Genomic DNA, 23,041 nt, shown 5'->3' on the forward strand with positions numbered 1-23,041 from the left:
GGGGCCGGGCCGTCGCCGCAGCTCGTCCGCGGAATCTCGTGACCGGTCCGTTTGCCGGGGGCCGCGGGGTCGTCAGCCGGACACCAGGCCGTCGGTCCCCTGATCGATGCGCTGAAGGAAGCTGAGCACCCGATGGCTGACCTGTTCTGCAGCGTGTTCGTGGTGGGACGGGAGGCTGCTGTCGGTGAACAGGTGCCTGTTGCCGGAGTAGAGGAACAGCTCGGCATGCGTCGCCGTCTCGACGAGCGCACCGGCGGCCTCCACATCGCCCTCCCCTGCGAAGAACGGGTCCTCGTCCATGCCGTGGATCTGGACTGGCACCTCCTGCGGCCAGGCTCCCCCGAACTCCGAGACCGGGACGCACGCCTCGAGCAACAGCGCACCCGCTGCCCCGGGGCGGGTCTGGGCCAGCTTCTGCGCCGGCAGGACACCGAGCGAGAACCCGGCATAGACGAGTTCCGCGGGCAGTTCCTCGGCAGCGGCGGTGCCGCGCGCGATGATCGTGTCGAACCCGACCTTTTCGGCGTAACCGCCCCCCTCGTCCAGATCGGCGAACACCCGCCCTTCGTACAGGTCCGGGACGTGGACGGTGTGTCCGGCCCGGCGCAGGTGTTCGGCGAACTCGCGGACACCGGCGGTCAGCCCGTGCCCGTGGTGGAAGACCAGCACCTCAGCCATGTTGCTCCCCTCGCGCCGCGGTGCCGGGGATGACGCCGCGGCACGAGTATGGGCCGCAGCACTGACATCCATGGTCTCGGCCGGGCAGGGCCGGCCGGTCCCCTCGTGTGACCTCCTCCGGTGCCCCGTTGGCAACGGCCGTGCATGCAGGGCCAGTCGACCGGTGGCGGAGGCCGCGAAAGACGCAGGAGCAGCACCGGCCCGGACTGGCCCGCGTGCCCGCGCTGCGGCCGGCCGCCCCGCACGTCTCAGACCGTGCGGTGCATGCCGACGGAGGCCGGGGCCGTCTGCCGGAAGCCGAACTTCTCGTAGAGGAACCGGGCGTCGCCGTCGGCGATGAGCGAGACGTAGGCGCCCTGCGGGGCGCGTCGTTGCAGCTCGCCGAGGAGTTCCGCCATGATCCGCCTGCCCAGGCCCCTGCCCTGGTGCTCGGGGGTCACGCAGATGTCGACGATCTGGAAGAAGCACCCGCCGTCACCGATGACCCGGCCCATCCCGACCGGCTCCTCCTGGTGCAGCACCGTCACCCCGTGCCAGGTGTTCGGCAGACCGGCCTCGGCGGCCTCGGCGGTCTTGGGGCTCAGCCCCGCGGCGACCCGCAGGTGGAGGTAGGTGTCCGTGGGGGGAGGCCCCGACCGCAGCTCGTAAGGGTCACTATCCGTGTTCACCCGCTACAGGTTACGGGCGGCAGCGGGCTGCGGCAAACTCCTGCGGGGCCCCCGGCAGACGGATGCGGTGCGCGGCGTCCACGGTGACCCGCGTGCGGCTCCCGTCGTCCAGGGCGGGTGGTGGCGGGGGCGGAGAGCGGCTTTGGGCTGTGGCGGCGTCAGTCGTGCGCCGGGGACACACCACCATGAGGTGACGATCCACCCCTGACACCCTCCGGGGCCCGATCGTGCCTGCATGATCACCACGCGCTCGCGGTTCCGTGCCGCACTCCTCACCCTCTCCCTCACCGCCCTGCTGGCCGCCCCGGCCGGCGCGAGCTCGGCCACCCCGGCACAGGCCGACCGGGCCGCAGCCTCCCCCACACGCCCCGCCCGGGCCGCCGCGGCCGCCGCGGCGCGGTGTCCTCGGGTCGCCGACCCGCTGATGGCTGCGGCGGACCCGCGGGTGGACCGGTCCCGCATCACACCGGAGCCGGTCTACCGCGACAACTGCCGTCAGCTCTACCGCGCCGACGGACGTACGCCCGCCGTCATCTTCAAGGAGGGCTTCCGGCCGAAGGACACCCTGGACGGCCAGTACGACCTGAGGCAGTACGTCCTGGTCAACCAGCCCTCGCCGTACGTCTCCACGAGCTACGACCACGACCTGTACAAGCAGTGGAAGAGCGGGTGGAACTACTACGTCGACGCGCCGGGCGGCATCGACGTCAACCGCACCATCGGCGACACCCACCGGTGGGCGGAGCAGCAGGAGGTGGCCTTCGCGGGCGGCATCCGCAGCCAGTACGTGGTGGGGGCCTGCCCGGTGGACAAGGAGACCCGCCGCGAGGTCATGGCCGGGTGCGTGGACAACCCGCACTACGTCCCCTGGCGCGGCTGACCCCGCGCTCCCCCACCGCCGGGCTGCCGGCGGCCCGGCATCCGCACCACGACGGCCCGCCCCACCGCAGGGGCGGGCCGTCCGCCGTCGTGAGGCCGCCCGGAAACGGCCCGGCCGGGCGGGACGCGGACGGGCCGGGGCGCCGTCCGGCCGCCGTCCGCCGCATGGCAGCCTTTCGGGGGCGCCTCTCGCCCCCGGACCCGGCGGGCACGGATGCCGACCGGGCACGCTTCCCGGCGGGCGTGGGGCGTCGCCGGCGGCGGGAACGGGGTCGCCTGGCAGCGGACAGGGAGAAGGAGCGGAGCTGTGGACACGCACGAGGAGTGGGGACCGGACGCCGGGGGGCCGGCCACGGCCGTGGTCACGGGAGCCTCGTCGGGCATCGGCCACGAGTACGCCGGCCGGCTGGCGGCGGCCGGCTGGGACGTGGTGCTCGTCGCACGCCGGGCCGAACGGCTCGCCTCGCTCGCGCGGCGGCTCCGGGAGGAGCACGGGGTGCGCGCCGAGGAGTGCGTGGCCGACCTGGCCGACGCCGGGGACCTGGCCCGCGTCGCCGCACGCGTCGCGGGCGAGGACGTCGCCCTGCTGGTCAACAATGCCGGCATCAACGGGTACGGCCTCTTCACCGACGTCGACCCGGCGCTGCTGACGAAGGTCGTGGCTCTCAACGTGACGGCGCCCACCGTGCTCACCCGTGCGGCGCTGCCCGGAATGCAGGCCCGGGGCCGGGGCGCGGTGGTCAACGTCGCCTCGCTGCTCGCCTTCTCCGGGGACCTGCCGCCGGACCCGTTGCCGCAGCGTGCGGTGTACGCGGCGACGAAGGGCTACGCGGTCACCTTCACCCGGGTGCTGGCCGCGGAGCTGGGGGACGGCCCGGTCCGCCTCCAGGTGCTGTGCCCCGGGCTGACCGCGACCGAGTTCCACCTGACCACCGGCCGGGAGCCCGTGTCCGGGGCAGCGCCGCAGGTGCACCGGGACGGCGGGATGCCCGCCCCCGATGTGGTGACGGCCTCGCTGACCGCCCTGCGCACCGGGGAGACGGTGTGCGTCCCCGGGCTGGAGGAGGCGCGGGCCCTGGAGCGGCTGGCGGAGGCGGAGGCCGGCGTCCGCAGTGGGGCGGGCGCACCGCTGGCGTCCCGCTACCGGCCGGCCGCCGACGCGCTGCGCTGACCGGCGGCCCGGGGCCGGGCGCCCCCGCGGCCCACCTCACCCGGCCGACGGGGTGGAAGGAGCCCGGCCGTGGGTACCCCCTCGCGTCATGGAGCATGCGCGACTTCCCACGTACACCTCGCTGCGTCAACTCGTCGACCTCGTCGGGGCCGAGGGGGGACGCGTCTTCGTGCGCTGGTCCCGGGGGCCGCGCTACGACCTGGCCCCGGGGCAGGTGAGCACCGACGAGCTGACCGGGGTGGCCATGCCGGGTCTGTCCGCCAGCCCGCTGGGCGTCGAGGAGTGGTGGGAGGACCGCCCGCTGGAGCTGTGGGTGGCCCGGCGGGTGTACGACTACAGCCACCTGCGCGAGGTCAAGGGGCCCGACGTGCGGCCCTGGACGCTGACCGGACGCGAGGTGGGCCGCGGCCCCGACAACGAGCCGCTGGTCACCGATGCCCGTCCGGTGGCCTGGGTCGGGGACCGGGTGATCGCGGAGGCGGTGGACGAGGTGGCCCGGCAGCGGGGCGCGTGGGGGCCGCTGCGGCGCCCCACCCACCTCGGCCATGAGGGCTGGGAGCACCCGCAGCGCTGACCTGCCGCCCGGTGGCGGCCCGGCGTGTGCCGGCCCGCGCCCCCGTCTCCCGGCGGGCCCGTCCGGGGCCGAGCGGAGGCCGGCCCCGCACGGGGGCTGCTTCAGCCGGTGGTGACCGAGAGCTCCGGTGCGAAGGCGACCGTCGTCACCGCGTCGTCCGCACGCCACCGCACCCGCAGCACCGCGCCCTGGGAGGGCAGCACCTCCACCACGTCCGCCGGGTCGGCCGGTTCGGTGGACAGGCAGGCCAGGGCCGCCACCACACGGTCGCCGGCGGCCGGCCCCGAGAGGTGGGGCAGGACCGCCCAGCGGGTGAAGGCGGTGCCCTGCGGAGCCCTGATCGCCTGCTCCTCGACGAGGCCGGTCAGCGGGTGCAGCACGCTGGTCAGACCGTCCTCGGGGCCCACGGCCCAGCCGGTCAGGTGCACGGCGCTGTCCTCGGGGCCGCGGCGCACCCGGTGGACGCGCAGCTCCCAGCGTCCCCGCGCCACCGTCACGCTCTGCACCTCCAGCCCGGCGGGCACCGGCGTGCCCTCGGGGAAGACGGGGGTGTGCGCGGAGGCCGCCCAGCCCCAGCCCTCCGCCTCGTCGGCGCCGCAGCCCAGCTCCCGCACCCTGCGGCGGGCGCTGCGGGTGCCGTCGGCGAGGACGACGGCCACGTGGTTGTCGGGGGCGTTGGCGGGGGCGGTGGGCCCGGTGCGGGTGGAGTAGGCCAGCCGCGCGTAGTGGACGTCGACTCCCTCGTGGGTGGCCGGTGCGTGCTCGGGGACGTGGTCGTCGCCGTGCTGGTGGACGCGGACCAGGCCGTCGCGGGCGGTGGTGTGGATCAGCCAGCCCGGAGCGCGGACGGCCACGAGCCGGTCGCGCTCCTGGACGGGCGCGCGTTCCTCGGTGGCGGTCCACAGCGGGTGGTCGGGGCCGGCGAGCAGGCAGACGAAGGCCTTGGAGGCCCAGTACGGGGAGCCGGGGCCGGAGTAGTTCTGCAGGGTCGCCGGGTGGGGACCGTGCCAGCCCAGGGTCAGCAGCCCGTCCTCGCTGAGCGCGCCGCGTTCGAGGAAGTAGCGCATCGCCCCGGTGATCAGGCGCCGGGAGGTGCCCGGCGTGAGCGGCGTGTGACCGGTGACGGCGCCGAGCCCGACGCCGGCCGCGGCGGCGAACCGGTAGGTGAGGGAGCGTCCGAGGTGGAGGGGGGCGCCGTCGGCGTCGAAGGTGAGGGCGAAGGTGCGCAGGTGCTCGGTGAGGCGGTCGCCGTAGCGGTCGGCCACGGCCGGGTCGCCGGTGAGGTGGCCGTGGAGGACCGGGTAGAGGTGGAGGGCCCAGCCGTTGTAGTGGTCGTAGGCGGCGAGGTCGCCGTCGCGGTACCAGCCCTGGCCCTGGTACCAGTGGTCGCAGGCGTCCAGTCCCCGCTGGATGACGCGCCGGGTGGTCTCGTCGCCGCGGCCGGCGGACTCCAGGAAGGCGGCCACGGTGAGGGGGAAGAGGAGCCAGTTGTTGGGCGGGCAGGCGACGGTGAGGGCGTCGCGCAGCCAGGCGGCGGCGCGGTCCTGGACGTCCTGCTCCAGCCGGTCCCACAGCCACGGCCGCGTCAGGTTCAGGGAGAGGGCGATGGAGGCGGACTCCACCGTCGGCTGGCCGAAGACGGTGTAGTCGCGCATCCGCGGCCAGGAGTCGGCGTCGGGGCGGCCGGGGGTGGCTGTGCCGGCGGCGAGGCCGTCGGCGTAGCGGGTGAGCAGGCCGTGCGGGTCCTTGCCGCCGGCCCCGGCGGTGCGGAAGGCGGCGGCGAGGAAGGTGCGCGCGTAGCCCTCCAGCCCGTCCGAGCGCACGCCCGACTTCGACGGGGGTCCGGGCAGGTCCAGGCGTGCGCCGCCGGGTGAGGCCCAGCGCCAGGCTGCGGCGAGGAGTCCGTCGGCGAGTGCCTCGACGTGGTCGCGGGTGAAACCGGTGTGCGGGCTGAGGGTGCGGTCCGCGGGCGGCAGCGGGAAGGGGGTGCGCAAGGTGCGGGGTGTCATGCGAGGAAGGCCAGCCTCTCCTGCTCTACGGGGTGGGCGAATCCGCGGCCGGCGCGCCAGTTGTCGACCTCCTGGAGGGCCAGGTCGGTCAGGCGGGACAGTTCGTTGCCGAGCGAACCGGCGATGTGGGGGGTGAGGAGGACGTCGTCGCACTCCCACAGGGGGTGCTCCGGCGGCAGGGGTTCGGGGTCGGTGACGTCCAGGACGGCCTGGATGCGGCCGGCCAGCAGCGCCTCGGTGAGGGCGGGGCCGTCCACGACTGCGCCGCGCGCGGTGTTCAGCAGCAGGGCGCCGGGCCGCATCCGGGCCAGCAGGGCGGCGTCGACCAGGCCGCGAGTGGCGGGCAGCAGCGGGGTGTGCAGGCTCACCACGTCGCTCTCGGCGAACAGGGTCTCCAGCGGTACCAGGCGTGCGCCCAGTGCGGCGGCCTCCTCCGGGGAGAGGTAGGGGTCGTGCAGGAGCAGCCGGAAGTCGTGGTGGCGCAGCAGTTCCAGCAGGCGCCGGCCGACGAGGGAGGCGGAGACCAGGCCCACGGTGCGGCCGTTGTTGCCGAGGGCGGGGTCGGCGGACCAGGCCTCGCGGGAGCGGGTCGCGCGGTAGGTGCGCACGGCCTGGCGGAAGCGTTTGCCGTGCAGCAGGATGACGGCGAGGGCGTACTCGGCGACGGGTACGGCGTTGGCGGCGGCTGCGGAGGTGACGGCGATGCCGCGGCGGAAGAGGGCGTCGGTGACGAAGTCCTTGACGCTGCCCGCGGTGTGGACGACGGCCCGCAGGGCGGGGGCGGCGGCCAGCACCGTCTCGTCCAGCGGTGGGCAGCCCCAGCCGGTGACCAGGAGTTCGGTGCCGGCCAGCACGCGGCGGGCCCGGTCGGTGTCGAGGCGGTCCAGGGCTGGCAGGGGTGCCAGGTCGGTGCGGTGGGCCAGTGCGGCGGTGAAGTCCTCGGTGAGCACGGCCGCGGCGGCGGAGGGGCGCATCGCGAGGGCGGCCCGGGGGCGGCGGGGCACCGACGGGTCGGTGGGGGTGGTCACTTGACGCTCCCGGCGGTCAGGCCCGAGCGCCAGTAGCGCTGGAGCAGGACGAAGGCGAGGATGAGGGGGAGGACGGCCAGGAACGAGCCGGTGACGACGACGGGGTAGTAGTCGGGGGTGACCACCGCGTTGCTGTTCCAGGAGTACAGGCCGAGGCTGACGGGGTAGAGCCGGTGGTCGGAGAGCATGACCATGGGGAGGAAGAAGTTGTTCCAGATGGCGGTGAGCTGGAAGAGGAAGACGGTGACCAGGCCGGGCGTCATCATGCGCAGCGCCACCCGCCGGTAGGCGCCCAGTTCGCCGGCGCCGTCGAGCCGGGCGGCCTCCAGCACCTCGCCGGGGACGTACCCCTGGCTGAACAGCCGTCCCAGGTAGACGCCGAAGGGGTTGAAGAGGACGGGGACGAACACCGACCAGAAGGTGTTGACCACGCCGGCCCAGGACGCCACCAGGTAGAGCGGGAGCGCCAGCACGGTGGGCGGCACCATCACCCCGGCCAGGACGAGGCCGAACAGCTTCTCCTTGTGCGCGAAGTGGTACTTGTCGAAGGCGTACCCGCAGGCCAGGGAGATCATCGAGCCGAGGGCGGCGCCGAGCACGGAGTACAGCAGGCTGTTGAGGTACCAGCGGCCGTAGACCCCGCCGTCGGTGGTGAAGAGGACCGAGAGGTTGTGCAGGGGCGAGAACCCGCGCAACGAGATCAGGTCGCTGCTGAAGAGGGCGGCGGGGTTCTTGGCGGCGCCCAGCAGCAGCCAGCCGACCGGCAGCAGGGTGTAGAGGGCGGAGAGGGTGACGAGGGTGTTGACGGTGGCGCGGCCCAGGACGCGGGGGCGGCGGCCGGGGGGTGCGGCGGCTGCCGGGGCGCGGCGGGTGGTGGCGGACAGGGTGGTCACGCGGCGCCCTCCTGGAGCCGGCCGGCGCGGGAGGTCCAGCGGGTGACGCCGTAGGAGGCGAGGACGGTGACGGCCAGCAGCACCACCGAGGCGGCGGCGGCCAGGCCGTAGTTGTTGCGGGTGAAGGCGGCGTCGTAGATGTACATGTTGGGCGTGTAGCGGGTGCCGACCAGGGGCGCCGTCTGGTTCAGGAGCGTGGGTTCGGTGAACAGCTGGAGCGCGCCGATGAGGCTGAACATCGCCACCATCACCACGGAGGCCCGGATCAGCGGGGTCTTGATGCGCAGGGCGGTGCGCACCGGTCCGGCGCCGTCGACCACCGCGGCCTCCAGCACCTCGCGCGGTACGGCCTGCAGGGCGGCGTAGAACACCACCACCTCGTAGCCGAGGTTGCTCCACACGGCGATGTTGACGATGGACGGCAGGACGGTGTGCACGCCGAGGAAGTCGATGTGCAGGTCGCCTCGGGCGAGCAGACCGACGACGGGGCTGAGGCCGGGTGTGTAGAGGTAGAGCCAGATGAGGGCGGCGATGATCGTGGGGACGGCATGCGGGAGGAAGAGCAGCAGTTGGGCGGTGCGGCGCAGCCGGACCATCCCGGAGTCCAGGAGCAGCGCGAGGCCGAGCGAGAGGACCACCAGGACGGGTACGTACAGCACGCAGTAGAGGCCGATGGTGCCGAGGCCGGCGAGGAAGGTCGGGTCGGTCAGTACGGCCGAGTAGGCGCGCAGGCCGACGAAGACGGTGCGTTCGGGCCCGAAGCCGAGTCCGGGCTGGTCGTCGGCGAAGAAGGAGAGGTAGACGGCGGTGGCCACGGGGACGAGGAAGACCGCCACCAGGAGGGTGAAGAACGGCGCCATCAGGGCGGTGCACGCCAGCCGTCGGTCGCGTGGGCCGGTGCGGTCGCGGCGGGGTCGGGCGGGGCTCGGGGCCCCCGCGTCGGGGGGTGCGGGCGCGGCGGCCGGCAGTGGTGTCGAGGTGGTCACGGCGGCTCCCGTGGGCGGCGGTCAGGAGTCGGACTCGCCGGTGGCGAGGCCCAGGCTCTTCAGGTCGGACATGGTGGCGTGCTGGGCGTTGCGGAGCGCGTCGGTGATGCCGCCGGCCCGGCCGTCGGAACGGGCGAGGCCGTCCTGGATGACGCGGGTGGTCGCGCTCATCCGGGGCCCCCAGGTCCACTGGTCGCTTATCAGGGCGGCCTGCCGGTGGAAGAGGGCGTAGATGTCCTGGCCGCCGTAGTAGGAGGTGTCCATCGTCTTGCGGCAGACCGGCAGCAGCGCGGGGACGACCGGGTAGGCGCTGCTGACGCCGCTGGAGAGCCGGGCCCGCATCGCCTCGGGTGAGGTGACCTGCCAGTCGATGAACTCCATTGCCGCCCTGGGGTGTTCGCTGTCCCTGGTGACGGCGAAGGTGGAGCCGCCGAAGACGCCCACGGCGGGGTGGTCGGGGTCCCACTGCGGCATCGGGGCGATGGCCCACTTGCCCTTCATCTGCGGGGCGGCGCCCATCATGCCGCCGGCGTCCCAGGCCGCGGTGAGCTTGCCGAGTACCTCTCCCCTGGCGAACTGGGCGGTGGCGTGCTGGCCGGTGCCCGCGTTGTGCAGGACGAGGCCGTCGGCCTCCATCCGCTGCCAGTAGGCGGCGACGCGGCGGGTGGGGGCGTCGGTCATGGAGACCCGCCAGGTGCCGCCGTCGGTGCGGAACCAGCGTGCGCCGGCCTGCCAGGCGAGTCCGGCGATGACCGCGCCGCCGTCGGTGGGCAGGTTGACGATCCGCGAGCCGGGCACGGCCGCCTTGACCTGCTGCGCGGCGCGCCGGAACTCCGCCCAGGTGGTGGGCACCTTGATGTGGTGCGCGGTGAACACGTCCCGCCGGTAGAGGAAGACCATCGGTTCGACGTCCAGGGGCACGCTGTAGGTGCGGTGGTCGAAGGTGGTCAGGGCGAGTGCCTGCGGGAGGATCTGCCGGCGCAGGCGGTCGCTGATGAGCGGGGTGAGGTCGCGGGTGACGCCGTCGATGGCGAAGCCGGGGAGTTGCGGGTACTCGATGGTGGCGACGTCGGGGGCGTTGCCGGCGCGGGCGGCGGTGCTGAGCTTGGCGTAGCCGCCCTGGTCCCCGCCGGGGATCTGCTCGAAGTCGACCTGGACGTCGTGGTGGGTGCGGTTGAAGGCGTCGACGACCTGTGCCGCGCCGCGCAGCGCCGACCAGAACCGGATGTGGACCGGGCTGCCGGCGGCCGTGCCCCCGCCGCCGGACGCGCCGCCGGAGCAGCCGGCCAGCAGGAGAGGCGCCATGGCGGCGAGTGCCAGAAGTGCCAGGAGTGTACGCGGACGACGGTGCACGGGGCCTCCCGCGGCGTTGGGGGACTTCCGGCATCCTGCGGGCAGGCGCCCACCGGGTCAATAGATCGTTCAGTGGAAACCAAAACGGTCGAACGATCAGTCAGGGTCCGCCGGGGTCAGGGTGCCTGACGGGCCGGCGGCGGGACCCTCCGCCGGCGGCCTCCGGGACGCCGGTCCTGGCGGCGCCGTGGGGGGAGGGCGCCCGGCGTACCGGCCGGGGCGCCCGCGTGGTGCCGGCCGGCGCTTCAGTCCGCGAGCGCCGCCGTGGAGCCGCGGACCACCAGCGAGGGCAGCAGTTCCTGCCGGGTCGGGGGGAGGGACGGCGCGGCGGCCGGGTCACCGGCTACGAAGTCCAGTCGTTGCAGCAGGAGTTGGGCGGCGGCGCGGCCCACCGCCGTCTTGGGGGGCGCGATGGCGGTGAGCGGGGTGGTGCCCAGCGCGGCGACCACGTCGTCATAGGCGACCACGGAGCAGTCGCCCGGCACCCGGACCCCGCGCTCCTCCAGCCGGCGCACCACGGCGAGCGCGGTGATGTCGTTGTGCACGACCAGCGCCGTGGCGCGCCGGGACCGCAGTGTCGCGACGAGGTCGACGAGGTCCCCGGGGCCGGCGGCGGCCTGGTCGGGCTCCTCTCCCCCGGCGTCCGGCGCGCTGAGCACCACCGCCCAGTCCTCCAGTGCGCCGCCCTCTTCGGCGAGTCGCCGGAAGGCGCGGCGCACCGACCGGGCGGTGGGGCTGTCGTCACGTGCCGCCAGGACGATCCGGCGGTGGCCGTGGCGCACCAGGTGGTCCACGGCGAGGTGGACGCCGTAGGCGTGGTCGGAGCAGACCGAGTCGACGGCGTGCAGCGCACTCCCCGGTGCCGGGCGGCGCTCCAGCAGGACAGTGGGGGCGCGCAGCCCGGCGATCCACTCCGCCTCCCGCTCCTCCTCGGCGACGTTGCGCCACCGGGGGGCGAGGATGAGGCCGCGGGCCCCCTCGGCCAGCGCACGCTCCACCGTCGCCCGCAGGTCCCCGCCCTGTTGGGGTGTCAGGTGCAGGACCGGGCGGACGCCCCGGGCCTCCAGCACCGCCCGCACACCGGGCACGAAGCCCATCAGGTAGGCGTGCTGGTCGGGGACGAGCAGGGCGACGGTCGCCGCGTCCCCGGGGGCCGCCTCGGCAGCGCCGGGCAGGTGCGTGAGGGATCGGGCGACGCCGTGCCCGCGGCGCAGGGCGCCGGCCCGGGCCAGTTCCTCGATGTCCCGGCGCACGGTGACCACGGAGACCCCGAGTTCGGCCGCGAGGGCCGCGACCTTGACCGCACCGCGCTCCCGCACCGCGTCGAGGATGCGCTGCCGCCGCCCGTCGACCGGTTCCCGCACGCAGGCCCCCCGCGATGTTCGTTTGACCGTTCCAGCCGACAGCATACTGATCGGATCAGCCGGCCGGTTCGGTGAGGTCTGGTCACGCTGGTTCGGGCGGCGCCGGAACTGCCTCGTCCGTACCGGTCACCGCAACCTCGCCCGGAAGCTGCGTCCGTAGGCGTGCCGGGTCGTGACCTCGACGCGGGTGCCGCCCGGGGCCCGGCTGACGCGGACGCCCTCGTCGAGGCCGGCGGGTCGCAGCGTGCGCCCCCGCAGGAAGAGGGTGACCCGGTCGCGTCCGGTCGTGGGGTCGGCCACTGCGAGCGAGAGGTCCGGGCCGCTGCGCCGCAGGACCACCGAGGCCGGCCCGTCGACGGTGAGACGGTCGGCGCGGTGCAGGCCCGGCGTGAAGGTGTTGACGGCGAGGAGGCCCAGGCGCCGGTGGCTGATCGCCTGTGCTGTCACGCTGTTGGCCAGGACGGTGACGGGGGCACGGGATGCCGCGTCCCGTACCTGCCGCTGGGTGGCGCGCGGCAGCAGGGCGTAGGCGAGCCGGGTGTGCGCGGCGCCCGCGGGCTGCTCCACGGAGAGCGAGAAGACCTGCCGGGTCACCGGGGTGTCCGGGTTGGCGGTGCGCACCAACCGCCGGCTGCGGGTGACGGTGTCGAGGGTGACGGTGGGGCGGGGCCCGTCCAGGAGGAGGTAGCCGACCGAGAGGTCCTGGTCCGCGAGGGCGTAGTGGAGCCAGGCGAGCGGCGCGGTGCCGGTGCCGGACCAGCGGCGGCCGTCGCGGAGGGCTCCGGTGAGCGTGACGGTGTCGGTGGGGGCGGCGACGCGGGTGTCGAGGGTGGTGGAGACGGCCCGGCCGGCCCGGTCCCCCACGCCGGCGGCGAGCACGACGATCTCCTCGTCCAGCAGGAACCAGGACTTGACGGCGTCGGCGTCGCGGTAGGCCGTGAAGTCCTCGGGGAGGGCGCCCGCCGCCTTGGCCGCCCACGCCGCGTCGTCGGACTGCACCATGCCGACGGCCGCGTGGGCGCCCAGCGTGGCCCCGCCGGAGAAGTCCTGGGTGCCGCGCGGGAAGTAGACGTAGGTGTTCTGGGACTCCGAGGAGGCGGTGAACCCGGCCGCGGGGTTGTCGTACCAGGCGGTGCCGTACAGCTCGGGAACGGTGCGGCGCTCCTCCACCGGGGCGGTGACCCCGGCGAGACGCTGGGGCGGCACGACGGTGAGGTGGTCCACCCCGTAGGCGGTGCGCTGGTCCTGTCCGCCCAGGTAGAGGTGGTGGGTGCCGTACCCCTGGAACCACGGCATCAGGTTCTCGCCGCTCATGTACTCGTAGCGGCTGATCCGCGAGGAGCTGCGGGAGAGGGTGAAGGCCCAGCCGGGCCGGCGGTGGACGGTGCGCTCCATCGCGTGGAAGGCGGTGCTCCGGACGGCCGGCCCGAGGTCGCGGGCCGGTGCCGAGGGGTCGGCGAGCAGGTCGGCGAGGCGCGCGACGGTGAGGGGGGAGGTGAAGGCGGTGGGGTCCGGGGCGGCTTTCGAGGTCTGCCACACGTAGGTGACCCAGGAGGCCAGGGCGGTGGCGTCCGCGGCGGCCACGTGGTCGTGCAGCCCCACGACTGCCTCCGCGACGGTGCCGGTGTCGGCGTAGCCCGTCGTCGGCCGGGAGACGCCGCGCCCCTTGACCGCCTCCATCAGCCATCCCTCGAAGACCAGCGGCGCGAAGCCGTCGGTCACCCAGCGCAGTACGGTGGCGGCGCGTTCCCCGCCGTCCGCGTGGTCCGTGCCGTCGAGCACGGCGAGGGTCTGCACCATGCGGGAGAGCAGGCCCGCCCCGTAGGTGCCGGTGTAGGCGACGCTGCCGTGCTGGAGGTAGGAGCCGTCGGCGTAGAAGCCGTCGGTGACCTGGTGTTGCAGGTGGTAGGGGTCGATGGTGGCCAGGACGGTGGACTGGTCGGAGACCGCCTTCGCCACCCGGGCGTCGTCGCCGAGCACCGCGCCCTGCAGGATGCGGTTGGCGGTGATGTCAGCGAGGTTGGCGCCGGTGTGGAAGCGCGAGTCGAGGTCGACGTCCCCGTTGCGGCCGTTGCGCAGGTAGGCGTCCATCGAGGCGGTGTAGGTCGCGGCGAGGTCGGGTGCGTGGCCGGGCAGCAGCTCGTGGAGCAGGACGAGGGTCCGGCTGACGTGGGTGGAGATGCCTATCTCCCAGTTGAACCAGTTGCCGTAGTAACCCCGGGACTGGTCGCCGTAGTAGTCCTCGTGGAGGGTGGCCAGGGCTTCCAGGACGCGGAGTTGCACGCCCCGGTCGCCCGCCGGGCCCGAAGGTCTCCGGCCGGGGGCCACGGTGGCCAGGGCGATCTCGTAGAGGTACTGGAAGGTCGTGGTCAGGTTGGTGTCGCTGGTGCCCAGCCGGAGCCCGGCGAAGAGCTCGCCGGACCCCGCGGCGGCCATGGCGGTCAGCCGCTGCCGGGCGGTGGTGTCCATGGCGGCGAGCTTGGCGGCCACCTCGGGGCGGGTGTTGGACTCGGCCGTGCCCGCGAGAAGGGCGACGGTGTTGGTGAGGATCCGGGTCGAGGAGGCGGTGTCTGCCGGGCTCCCCGCCGCCGCTGCGGCGTGGTGGGGCGCCGCGGCGAGGACGGCGGAGGCGGGGACGACCGAGAGGAGGGCGCGACGGGACAGCGGCACGGGAGGCTCCAGGGACGCGGCCGGGAGTGGGTTGCGGCATCCAACCAGGGCGGCGGGCGGTTGTCACCAGGGTCTGCGCCGCCCCTCCCGCTCGTGGCTGCGGCGGCAGCGGGCGCCGACGGGCCGTGCGGACGGTTTCAGCCGGTGCGGGCCTGCGCCGCAGGAACGGCCTGGGGTGCACCCGCCCCGCGGCGGAAGGCGACGGCGGCGACGGGACGGCCAGGAGGGGAGGACGGCACCGGTGGTCAGTAGCTTGCCGACTCCCGACAGGAGCGCAACCGGGTCCCTGCCCCCGCCGGCGAACGCCTCTGGGACCTGGACGGTGTGTGTGCGCGCAGACGGGAACCGAGAGCCTCCCTTAATCATGTCACCATATGCTTTTATGACTGCACTGACGGGCCTCCTCCCCCCGGAGGCCATGGAATTCGAGGCGTCCGCCCGCGACTGGCGGGAGGCGGTACGTCTGGCGGGGGCGGCCCTCACCCGCTCCGGTAGCGCCACCGAGGCCTACACGCGGGAGATGGTCGCGAGCGTCGAGGAGAACGGTCCCTACATCGTTCTCGCTCCCGGTTTCGCCTTCGCGCACGCCCGCCCCTCCCCCGCCGTCCGCCGCACCGGAATGTCCTGGGTGCGGCTGACGCAGCCGGTGGAGTTCGGACACGAGAGCAACGACCCCGTCGACCTCGTCGTGGCCCTGGCGGCGGCCGACTCGGCCGCGCACACCGAGGCGATGGCCGCCCTGGCCCGGCTGCTGACCGACCCGGCCACCGAAGCGGCCCTGCGCTCCGCCGCGACGCCCGGCGAACTGCTGCGGGTCCTCGGGGGCAAAACGGCGCAGACCGCCGACGCCGGGACGGCCGAGCCCGAGGAGCCCTCGGAGACCGAGGAGACCGCGGAGCCGGCGCAGACCCGTGGTGCCGAGCACCACACCCTTCTCACCGTGTGCGGGAACGGCGTCGGCACCAGCCTGTTCCTGAAGAACACCCTCGAACAGGTGCTTCAGCGGTGGGGCTGGTCCGGCCACGTCACCGTCGAGGCGACCGACACCATCTCCGCCAGGGGCAAGGCCGCCGACGCGGTCGCCGTCCTGACCTCGCGGGAGATCGCCCGCGCCCTGGGCGACCTCGGGGTCCCCGTCCAGGTGGTCGAGGACTTCACGAGCACGACAGAGGTGGACCGCGTGCTGCGCGCCACCTACCGCGTCTGACACCGGGGGAGCATCCACACCCATGACTGCGCTCATCTACCTGGCCAGGTTCCTCGTCAACGAGATACTCAGCCAACCCGCCTACCTCATCGGGTTCATCACCGCCGCCGGCCTGCTGGCGCTGCGCAGACCGGTCGGGCAGGTCGTGGGCGGGGCGCTGAAGGCGACGCTCGGTCTGCTGCTGGTCGACGCCGGGGCGGGGCTGGTGACCGACGCGCTGGCACCGCTGGGCACGATGATCCAGGGCGCGACCGGCGCGCACGGGGTGATCCCGACCAACGAGGCGATCGTGGGCATCGCCCAGGAGCAGTTCGGCGCGCGGGTGGCCTGGCTGATGATCGTGGGCTTCGTGGTCAGTCTGGCGCTGGCCCGCTTCACCCCGCTGCGGTACGTCTTCCTCACCGGCCACCACATGCTGTTCATGGCCACCCTGCTGACGATGGTGATGGCCGGCGCGGGACTGTCCGCGTTCGCCGTGGTCGCGTGCGGCGGTCTGCTCCTGGGCATCCTGCTGGTCTCGATGCCCGCCTTCGCCCACCCCTGGACCAAGCGCGTCACCGGCGACGACACCGTGGCCATCGGGCACTTCGGGACGGCCGGGTACATCGTGGCCGGGGCCGCCGGCCAGCTGGTGGGGCGGCGCAGCCGGTCGACCGAGGAGATGCGGCTGCCCGAGGGGCTGCGCTTCCTGCGTGACTCGATGGTGGCGACCGCACTGTCCATGGTCGTCATCTACCTGGTGATGGCGGTGCTCTTCCTCGTCAGGGTGGGCCGCCGGGCCGCCTTCGCGGCGTTCGCCACCGGCGGTGGCGACCGGGCGACGGACGTCGGCGACTACCTGATGCACTCGCTGATGCAGGGCCTGCAGTTCGGCATCGCGGTCGCCGTCATCCTCTTCGGCGTGCGCACCATCCTCGGCGAGCTGGTGCCCGCCTTCCAGGGGGTCGCCGCGCGGGTGGTGCCGGGCGCCAAGCCGGCCCTGGACGCCCCCATCGTCTTCCCGCACGCGCAGAACGCCGTCCTCGTCGGATTCGTCTGCTCCTTCGCGGGCGGGCTCCTCGGGCTGGCCGCGTTGATCTGGTTGCTCCACCCCGCGCTCGGACTGGCCCTGGTCCTGCCGGGCCTGGTGCCGCACTTCTTCACCGGCGGCGCGGCCGGCGTCTACGGCAACGCCACGGGTGGCCGGCGCGGCGCGGCCGTCGGGGCGTTCCTCAACGGCCTGCTCATCACCTTCCTCCCGGCGCTGCTGCTGAAGGTGCTGGGCTCCTTCGGCAAGGCGAACACGACCTTCGGTGACGCCGACTTCGGCTGGTTCGGTTCGGTGATCGGCAACGTCGCGAAGGTCGGTGGCGCGGCGAGCCTGGTGCTGATGCTGGTGACCGGGCTGGTGGTGCTCGCGGGGGCCCTGGTGGTGCAGAAGCGGGTCGTGGCGACCGGCTGGGTCCCCGGTGCGCGGCGGGTCGAGGCAAGCGTCCCCGCGCCCCGTCGCGGTGGTGCGGACGCCGGGCCGGGCGGCCGCTACCCGCGCATCGCACCCCCGGCGGGTGCGCCGGTGCCCCCACCGCCCCCCGAGGAGGGCTGAGGCCCGCACCGCCGCACCCGGCCCCCGGAGCGCACCCGCTCCCGGGGGCCGGCCCGTCCCGGGAGCGCGCCTGGCAGCGGGGCGCCCGCTTCCCGCCCGTCACCTCGCCCCGCTGCCTGCCCACGGTCGCGTGGACCCGCCCGGTGCGTCTTGGGGACCTCTTCCGCCGCCACCCGGCGCGTCCGCACCCGCGTGGGCCGGGTGCGGTGAGAACACTGGAGTCCGGTGCGGGTCGCGGAAGCTTCAGGAGGTGTCCGGCTGTGGGCACGGTCACGGGCTGGTTGGCCGGTCTGTCGGGGGCGGCGGTCTACGGGGTGGTCGCAGCCCTCGTCTTCTGCGAGGACGCGCTGTTCGTCGGGTTCGTGCTGCCCGGCGAGACGGCTGCCGTCCTGGGCGGGGTGATCGCCTCGCAGCACCGGGTCTCGGTGTTCTGGCTGGCCGTGGTCGTGGTCCTGGCCGCGATCGTCGGGGACTCGGTGGGGTACGAGATCGGGCGGCGGCTCGGTCCGAGGCTGCGGGAGCTGCGTCCGCTGCAACGGCACCGCCACGGCATCGAGGGAGCGGAACGCCTGATCCGCCGGCGCGGTCCGGCGGCCGTGTTCCTCGGGCGGTTCATCGCCGTCTTCCGGGCGCTGATGCCGGCGCTGGCCGGCGCCTCCCGCATGCACTACCCGCTCTTCCTGCTGTTCAACGCCCTGGGCGGGCTGGTGTGGGGAGTGGGGTGCGTCCTGCTCGGCTACTTCGCAGGTTCGGCCTACGAGCAGGTGGAACGGGAGGCGGGCGGCATCGCCGCGGTGGTGGTCGCCGTGGTCGTGGTGGCCGCCCTGGTCGCGTGGCGGCTGCGCAGGCGGCGGCAGGAGCGCAGCAGCGAGGACGGCGGACCGGAGTCCGGCGGGCAGGAGAGCGGCGCACGCGGGGGCGGCGCCCCGGGCACCGGCGGCGATGCCGGTGACGGTTCGCGACCGCGCGGTTGAGTGACGGGACGCCGAGGCAGCGGGGCCGAGTGCGGAGCCCTCGTGCTGCGGGACCACCAGGCGGCCACGGCCGACGGGTGACACCGCTGCCAGGTGACACGGCCGACGGGTGTCACGGTTGCCGGGTGACACGGGTGGTCGAGCAGTCCTGCACAGAGCCTCGCGCCCCCAGAATGAACGAAGTTGCTCGCAGCCGATATTGACGCGTCACTATTGAGCAATTAGCGTCACGGCAACCTCGCTGGGGGCCCACCGGCTCAGGGTCCTTGCCATATGAGCGTCCGATGAGGTCGCGTGGTCTGGTGCCGTGCATCGCAAGGCGCCGGAGAGTCCTCGTAGCGGAGCTACCAGGGCTTTTCGGCAACGCCGCGAGGTGCGGTGCCAGACCACGCGGCCCGGGCGGGCATATGGCAAGGACCCCTAAGGGGGCCCCGGCTCCGGTCGCCGCGGCCGTGGGCTCCCGGTACGGACGACCGGTCGGCCCTCGGCGCCGGCAACCGGGAAGGGCGGCGCCGCCGCAGCCCGGACCGCGCCGCCCGCCCCCGGTCCTTTCAGGAAGGGTCCGCGTGCGCAGACGATCCCTGCTCGCGGCGGCCGCCGTCACGGCGTTCGCCGCGGGGTGCTCCAGCCCCTCCGCCTCCTCCGGCGCCCGCCGGCGCCGGCTGACCTACGGCGTGTGGGACGTGTACCAGTTGCCTGCGATGCGGCGGGCGGCCCGCGCCTTCGAACGCCTCCACCCCGGCGTCTCGGTCGACGTCCAGCTCACCCCGAACGGCACGTACTGGACCAAACTGCGCACCGCCTGCACCGGCGGCTCGGCCCCCGACGTGTTCTGGATGAACGGGCCCAACCTGGGCCTGTACGCCGACGCCGGGCAGCTGCTGCCGCTGGAGACCGGGGGGCCGCAGGCGGTGCTGGACCCCGGGGACTTCCCCGCGGACCTGGTCTCCCTCTACCGGTGGCAGGGGGTGCAGTACGGGGCGCCGAAGGACTTCGACACCGTCGCCCTCTGGTACAACAAGGAGCTCTTCGACCGCGCCGGCGTGGACCATCCGACCGGCGAGTGGACCTGGGAGGACCTGGTCGGGAACGCCCGGCGCCTGACGGACCGGCGCCGCGGCACCTACGGGATCGCCGCCCCGGTGTGGGCCCAGGAGAACTACTACGACTCCATAGCCCAGGCCGGCGGCTGGGTGATATCCGAGGACCGCACCCGCTCGGGCTATGCGGAACCCAGGACGGTCGAGGGACTGCGGCTCTGGGTCGACCTGATCCACCGCCACCGCGCGGCACCCACCCTCCAGCAGGTCACCGACACCGACCCGACCCAGATGTTCCAGTCGGGCCGGCTCGCCATGGTGCAGGAGTGCTCCTACAACGCGGCGACGTTCTGGGCCGACCCGGAGCTGCGGGCGAAGGTGGACGTCGCCCCCCTGCCGCGTCACCGCAAGCGCGCCTCCGTCCTGCACGGCCTGGCCAACGTGGTGTACGCCCGCACCGCGCAGCCCGAACTGGCACGCGCCTTCGTCCGGTTCCTCTCCGGCTCGCAGGCCTCGCTCATCCAGGGGCGGTACGGCACCGCCATCCCGGCCCGCCGGGGTGCCCAGCAGCCGTGGCTGGACGCGATGCCCCGCTTCGACCTGCGCGTCCACCTCGACGCCCTCGACCACGCCGCGCCGTACCCGATCTCGAAGAACACCGCGGCCTGGTCCCACACCGAGCAGCGGATGCTGGCCCGGGCCTGGAGCGGCGACCAGGAGCTGACCGAGGTGGCCGGTGAACTGAGCCGCGCCATGGACCTGTTGCTAGCGCAGGAACAGAGCGGGGAGAAACGATGAGCACCGACCTGGAGGAACACCCGGCCGCGGTGCCCCCGTCCCCCTCGGACCGGGAGCGGGAGCGTCTGCTGCGGCGGCGCCACCGCCGGTTCCTGCACCGGGACAAGTGGTGGGGGTACGCCCTGATCGCGCCGGCCGGGCTGGGCCTGGCCGTGTTCTACCTGTGGCCGGTCGTGCAGACCCTCTGGTACAGCTTCACCGAGTGGGGTGCGTTCGGCGGCACCACCTGGATCGGGCTGAGCAACTACCGCACCCTGGTGGGAGATCCGGAGGTGTGGGAGTCGCTGGGCAACACGCTGCTGTACACCGCCCTGGTGCTGCTGGGCATACCGCTGGCCATGGTGCTGGCGGTGCTGCTCAACCAGCGGGGCCTGCGGGGCACCGGCGTCTACCGCACCTTGTACTTCGTGCCCGTGGTGACGATGCCGGCGGCGGTGGCCGTGGTGTGGCGGTGGCTGTACAGCGGGGACACCGGCATCCTCAACGAGGCGCTCTCGGCGGTCGGTCTGCACGGCACCTACTGGGTGTCCGACCCGGGCACCGTGCGGTTCGCGGTGGCGGCGGTCGGGGTGTGGATGACCGTCGGCTACAACATGGTGCTGCTCCTGGCCGGGCTCCAGGGCATCCCGCAGGACTACTACGAGGCCGCCTCCCTGGACGGGGCCGGGCGGGTGCGGCAGTTCTTCTCGCTGACGCTGCCGCTGATGAGTCCGACGCTCTTCTTCACCACCGTGCTGTCGGTGATCCAGTCGCTCCAGGTGTTCGACCTGGTCTACATGATCATGGGCTCCAACACCACGTACGGGCTGACCAACCCGGCCTACGGGGACGGGCAGACGGTGGTGATGCTCTTCTTCCAGAAGGCCTTCTTCGACAACCAGCGCGGCTACGGGGCGGCGATCGTCTGCGTGCTGTTCCTCCTCATCATGGCGCTCACCGCGCTGCAGTTCCGGCTCCAGAGGAAGTGGGTCCACTATGCCTGAGGCGAGGCGGCCGGTACGTCGCGAGGGGCGGTTGTGGCAGGCGCACCTGGTGCTGTCGGCCGGTGCGGTGGTGACGGTCTTCCCGCTGCTGTGGGAGGTGCTGACGTCGTTCAAGAGCTTCGGCGAGTCCACCCGGGTGCCGCCGACTCTGTGGCCCCAATACTGGCACCTGTCGAACTACGTCACCGTGTTCACCTCGATCCCCTTCGCCCACCAGCTCCTGAACACCCTGGCCATGACGGTGCTGCGGACGGGGGCCCAGTTGCTGCTGTGCTCGATGGCCGCGTACGCCTTCGCCCGCATCCGCTTCCCCGGCCGTGGCCCGATCTTCCTGGCGTTCCTCGCGGTGCTGATGGTGCCGGGCGAGCTGTTCCTCCTGCCGCAGTACCAGATCATGCAGGACCTGGGATGGCTGGACTCCCTCCAGGCGCTGGTGGTGCCGGGGATGTTCAGCGCCTTCGGCACCTTCCTGCTGCGCCAGTTCTTCCTCGGTCTGCCGCAGGAGGTGGAGGAGGCCGCGCGGCTGGACGGCGCGAACCCGTTCACCGTGTACTGGCGGGTGGCGCTGCCGCTGGCCCGGCCGGGGCTGCTGGCGCTGGGCGTCCTGACGTTCCTGTGGTCCTGGAACGACCTGATGTGGCCGCTGGTGGTCAACACCGCGCCGGAGGAGATGCCGCTGTCGGCGGGGCTCGCCACGCTTCAGGGGGCGCACCTGACCGAGTACCCGGTGCTGATGGCCGGTTCGGTGCTGGCCACCCTCCCCGTCATCGCCGTCTTCGTGGTGATGCAGCGCCACTTCGTGCAGGGGATCGCGCTCTCCGGCGTCAAGGGCTGAACGGCCGGTTTCCTGTGCCCTACTCGTCCGGGAGGCCGGCCGTACCGTGCTCCCGGTGCCGGTGCAGCGCGCTCGCCACCGGGTCGCGGCGGCCGGTGGCGTGGCTGAGGACACCGTGGTCGTAGGCGGTCTCGGCGTGCAGCGCCAGGTCCAGGCCGCCGCGCTCGTGGTCGGCGGAGGCCCGGAAGCCCATGAGGCGGTCGATGGCCCTGCCGATGACGTAGGTGACGCAGAAGGCGTAGGCGCCCACCGCGAGCACCGCCACCGCCTGCCTGCCGAGTTGGGCGAGTCCGCCGCCGTACAGGAGCCCCTCGGGGCCGTCCGTCATGGTGGAGGTGGCGAGCAGTCCGATCAGGAGGGTGCCGGTGACGCCGGCGACGAGGTGGACTCCGACCACGTCCAGGGAGTCGTCGTAGCCCAGGCGGAACTTCCAGTTGACGGCGTAGGAGCAGACGACGCCGGCCACCAGCCCCACCACCAGCGCCCCGGGGACGTCCACCGAGCCGCAGGAGGGGGTGATGGCCACGAGTCCGGCGACGGCCCCCGAGGCCCCGCCGAGGGTGGTGGCGTGGCCGTTGCGGCGCTTCTCCACCAGCAGCCAGCCCAACAGCCCGGTGCAGCCCGCGGCCTGGGTGTTGAGGACGGCGGCGGCGGCCAGACCGTTCGCGGCGAGCGCCGAGCCGCCGTTGAACCCGAACCAGCCGAACCAGAGCAGACCGGCGCCGAGGACGACCAGGGGCAGGTTGTGGGGTCGCATCGCCTCCTTGCCGAAGCCGAGCCGGGGCCCGAGGACGAGGGCCAGGGCGAGGCCGGAGGCCCCGCAGTTGATCTCGACCACCGTGCCGCCGGCGAAGTCCAGGGCACCGAGGTGGGCGGTGATCCAGCCACCGGCGCCGAAGACCCAGTGGGCCACCGGCGCGTACACCAGCACCGTCCACACCGCGGTGAAGACGACCCAGGCGCCGAACCGGGCGCGGTCGGCGATGGCGCCGCTGACGAGCGCCACGGTGAGGACGGCGAAGGTCAGCTGGAAGGCGGCGAACAGGAGGGTGGGGACGTGGCCGGTGCGGCTGCCGGGGCCGATGCCGTGCATGCCGGCATGGGCCAGATCGCCCAGCAGGCCGACGCCGCCGAGGTCCTCGCCGAAGGCGAGGCTGTATCCCACCAGGAGCCAGACGACGGTGACCACGGCGATGGCCGCGAAGCTCATCATGAGCATGTTCAGCACGCTCTTGGCGCGCACCATGCCCCCGTAGAAGATGGCGAGGGCGGGCGTCATCAGCAGGACGAGCGCTGTTCCGGCCAGCAGCCAGGCGGTGTCTCCGGAGTCGATCCCGGGGGGCATGTGT

General features: G+C 73.7%; 19 protein-coding genes. 9 read left to right on the top strand and 10 right to left on the bottom strand.

The annotated features are described in order from the left end of the window. Positions 1-72: 72 nt before the first annotated feature. Together ACFV3R_RS23710 and ACFV3R_RS23715 are read right to left on the bottom strand one after the other, a co-directional pair. Positions 73-678, bottom strand: a complete 606-nt coding sequence (locus ACFV3R_RS23710) for a dienelactone hydrolase family protein (protein WP_385586545.1) — start codon at positions 676-678, stop codon at positions 73-75. 248 nt (positions 679-926) lie between these two features. Beyond that, positions 927-1,346, bottom strand: a complete 420-nt coding sequence (locus tag ACFV3R_RS23715) for a GNAT family N-acetyltransferase (protein WP_385586548.1) — start codon at positions 1,344-1,346, stop codon at positions 927-929. A 235-nt stretch (positions 1,347-1,581) separates the two neighbouring features. Between ACFV3R_RS23715 and ACFV3R_RS23720 the strand changes: the two genes are divergently transcribed. The 3 genes from ACFV3R_RS23720 (at position 1,582) to ACFV3R_RS23730 (ending at position 3,970) form a co-directional block, all read left to right on the top strand. After that, positions 1,582-2,226 carry an ADP-ribosyltransferase gene (locus ACFV3R_RS23720; protein ID WP_385586551.1) on the top strand — a complete coding sequence of 215 codons (645 nt, stop codon included), beginning with the start codon at positions 1,582-1,584 and terminating at the stop codon, positions 2,224-2,226. Between the two features lie 306 nt (positions 2,227-2,532). Further along, a complete protein-coding gene (locus ACFV3R_RS23725) occupies positions 2,533-3,396 on the top strand; it encodes an SDR family NAD(P)-dependent oxidoreductase (protein WP_385586553.1) in 864 nt (287 codons plus the stop codon). Positions 3,397-3,484: 88 nt separating this feature from the next. Beyond that, complete coding sequence (locus ACFV3R_RS23730) at positions 3,485-3,970, top strand: DUF6098 family protein (protein ID WP_385586556.1); 486 nt, start codon at positions 3,485-3,487, stop codon at positions 3,968-3,970. 101 nt (positions 3,971-4,071) lie between these two features. Here ACFV3R_RS23730 and ACFV3R_RS23735 read toward each other — a convergent pair whose 3' ends face one another. The 7 genes from ACFV3R_RS23735 to ACFV3R_RS23765 all read right to left on the bottom strand — a co-directional run bounded on the left by ACFV3R_RS23735 (position 4,072) and on the right by ACFV3R_RS23765 (position 14,273). Continuing rightward, complete coding sequence (locus tag ACFV3R_RS23735) at positions 4,072-5,979, bottom strand: DUF2264 domain-containing protein (protein WP_385586560.1); 1,908 nt, start codon at positions 5,977-5,979, stop codon at positions 4,072-4,074. Then, the gene (locus ACFV3R_RS23740; RefSeq protein ID WP_385586761.1) at positions 5,976-6,953 is read right to left on the bottom strand and encodes a hydroxyacid dehydrogenase; all 978 of its coding nucleotides are present in this window, start codon (positions 6,951-6,953) and stop codon (positions 5,976-5,978) included. The genes ACFV3R_RS23735 and ACFV3R_RS23740 overlap by 4 nt, the downstream gene beginning before the upstream one ends. A gap of 50 nt (positions 6,954-7,003) precedes the next feature. Further along, positions 7,004-7,900, bottom strand: coding sequence for a carbohydrate ABC transporter permease (locus tag ACFV3R_RS23745; protein ID WP_385586563.1), 897 nt, complete (start codon positions 7,898-7,900; stop codon positions 7,004-7,006). Further along, positions 7,897-8,886, bottom strand: a complete 990-nt coding sequence (locus ACFV3R_RS23750) for a carbohydrate ABC transporter permease (RefSeq protein WP_385586566.1) — start codon at positions 8,884-8,886, stop codon at positions 7,897-7,899. Before ACFV3R_RS23750 ends, ACFV3R_RS23745 begins: the two co-directional genes overlap by 4 nt. A 21-nt stretch (positions 8,887-8,907) precedes the next feature. Next, positions 8,908-10,191: an ABC transporter substrate-binding protein gene (locus tag ACFV3R_RS23755; RefSeq protein WP_385586569.1), complete on the bottom strand. Its 1,284-nt coding sequence runs from the start codon at positions 10,189-10,191 to the stop codon at positions 8,908-8,910. A 293-nt stretch (positions 10,192-10,484) separates the two neighbouring features. Next, on the bottom strand, positions 10,485-11,603 hold the full coding sequence (locus ACFV3R_RS23760; protein ID WP_385586572.1) for a substrate-binding domain-containing protein: 1,119 nt from the start codon (positions 11,601-11,603) through the stop codon (positions 10,485-10,487). 126 nt (positions 11,604-11,729) lie between these two features. Next, a complete protein-coding gene (locus tag ACFV3R_RS23765) occupies positions 11,730-14,273 on the bottom strand; it encodes a polysaccharide lyase family 8 super-sandwich domain-containing protein (RefSeq protein WP_385586575.1) in 2,544 nt (847 codons plus the stop codon). Positions 14,274-14,655: 382 nt separating this feature from the next. Here ACFV3R_RS23765 and ACFV3R_RS23770 point away from each other — a divergent pair, with 382 nt between their 5' ends. The 6 genes from ACFV3R_RS23770 to ACFV3R_RS23795 all read left to right on the top strand — a co-directional run bounded on the left by ACFV3R_RS23770 (position 14,656) and on the right by ACFV3R_RS23795 (position 21,692). Further along, positions 14,656-15,480 (top strand): PTS sugar transporter subunit IIA, encoded by an 825-nt coding sequence (locus ACFV3R_RS23770; protein ID WP_385586578.1) that lies wholly within the window; start codon positions 14,656-14,658, stop codon positions 15,478-15,480. Between the two features lie 22 nt (positions 15,481-15,502). Then, entirely contained in the window at positions 15,503-17,062 is a 1,560-nt protein-coding gene (locus tag ACFV3R_RS23775; protein ID WP_385586595.1) for a PTS ascorbate transporter subunit IIC, read from the top strand. Between the two features lie 260 nt (positions 17,063-17,322). After that, complete coding sequence (locus ACFV3R_RS23780) at positions 17,323-18,036, top strand: DedA family protein (RefSeq protein ID WP_385586598.1); 714 nt, start codon at positions 17,323-17,325, stop codon at positions 18,034-18,036. Positions 18,037-18,602: 566 nt separating this feature from the next. Then, complete coding sequence (locus ACFV3R_RS23785) at positions 18,603-19,874, top strand: ABC transporter substrate-binding protein (protein ID WP_385586601.1); 1,272 nt, start codon at positions 18,603-18,605, stop codon at positions 19,872-19,874. After that, positions 19,871-20,857, top strand: a complete 987-nt coding sequence (locus ACFV3R_RS23790; protein WP_385586604.1) for a carbohydrate ABC transporter permease — start codon at positions 19,871-19,873, stop codon at positions 20,855-20,857. The genes ACFV3R_RS23785 and ACFV3R_RS23790 overlap by 4 nt, the downstream gene beginning before the upstream one ends. Further along, on the top strand, positions 20,850-21,692 hold the full coding sequence (locus tag ACFV3R_RS23795; RefSeq protein ID WP_385586607.1) for a carbohydrate ABC transporter permease: 843 nt from the start codon (positions 20,850-20,852) through the stop codon (positions 21,690-21,692). The genes ACFV3R_RS23790 and ACFV3R_RS23795 overlap by 8 nt, the downstream gene beginning before the upstream one ends. A gap of 19 nt (positions 21,693-21,711) precedes the next feature. On the opposite strand, the gene ACFV3R_RS23800 is transcribed toward ACFV3R_RS23795, so the two are convergent. Continuing rightward, positions 21,712-23,037: an ammonium transporter gene (locus ACFV3R_RS23800; RefSeq protein ID WP_385586610.1), complete on the bottom strand. Its 1,326-nt coding sequence runs from the start codon at positions 23,035-23,037 to the stop codon at positions 21,712-21,714. Between the last annotated feature and the right edge of the window lie 4 nt (positions 23,038-23,041).

Origin of the sequence: Streptomyces sp. NPDC059740, assembly GCF_042733155.1 — a bacterium.
GTDB lineage: Bacteria > Actinomycetota > Actinomycetes > Streptomycetales > Streptomycetaceae > Streptomyces.

What these genes read in the sequence shown, in the direction of transcription:
- ACFV3R_RS23710 (WP_385586545.1), bottom strand. Translation starts at nt 678, where the DNA reads ATGGCTGAGGTGCTGGTCTTCCACCACGGGCACGGGCTGACCGCCGGT.
- ACFV3R_RS23720 (WP_385586551.1), top strand. Translation starts at nt 1,582, where the DNA reads ATGATCACCACGCGCTCGCGGTTCCGTGCCGCACTCCTCACCCTCTCC.
- ACFV3R_RS23730 (WP_385586556.1), top strand. Translation starts at nt 3,485, where the DNA reads ATGGAGCATGCGCGACTTCCCACGTACACCTCGCTGCGTCAACTCGTC.
- ACFV3R_RS23735 (WP_385586560.1), bottom strand. Translation starts at nt 5,979, where the DNA reads ATGACACCCCGCACCTTGCGCACCCCCTTCCCGCTGCCGCCCGCGGAC.
- ACFV3R_RS23740 (WP_385586761.1), bottom strand. Translation starts at nt 6,953, where the DNA reads ATGCGCCCCTCCGCCGCCGCGGCCGTGCTCACCGAGGACTTCACCGCC.
- ACFV3R_RS23755 (WP_385586569.1), bottom strand. Translation starts at nt 10,191, where the DNA reads ATGGCGCCTCTCCTGCTGGCCGGCTGCTCCGGCGGCGCGTCCGGCGGC.
- ACFV3R_RS23770 (WP_385586578.1), top strand. Translation starts at nt 14,656, where the DNA reads ATGACTGCACTGACGGGCCTCCTCCCCCCGGAGGCCATGGAATTCGAG.
- ACFV3R_RS23775 (WP_385586595.1), top strand. Translation starts at nt 15,503, where the DNA reads ATGACTGCGCTCATCTACCTGGCCAGGTTCCTCGTCAACGAGATACTC.
- ACFV3R_RS23790 (WP_385586604.1), top strand. Translation starts at nt 19,871, where the DNA reads ATGAGCACCGACCTGGAGGAACACCCGGCCGCGGTGCCCCCGTCCCCC.
- ACFV3R_RS23795 (WP_385586607.1), top strand. Translation starts at nt 20,850, where the DNA reads ATGCCTGAGGCGAGGCGGCCGGTACGTCGCGAGGGGCGGTTGTGGCAG.
- ACFV3R_RS23800 (WP_385586610.1), bottom strand. Translation starts at nt 23,037, where the DNA reads ATGCCCCCCGGGATCGACTCCGGAGACACCGCCTGGCTGCTGGCCGGA.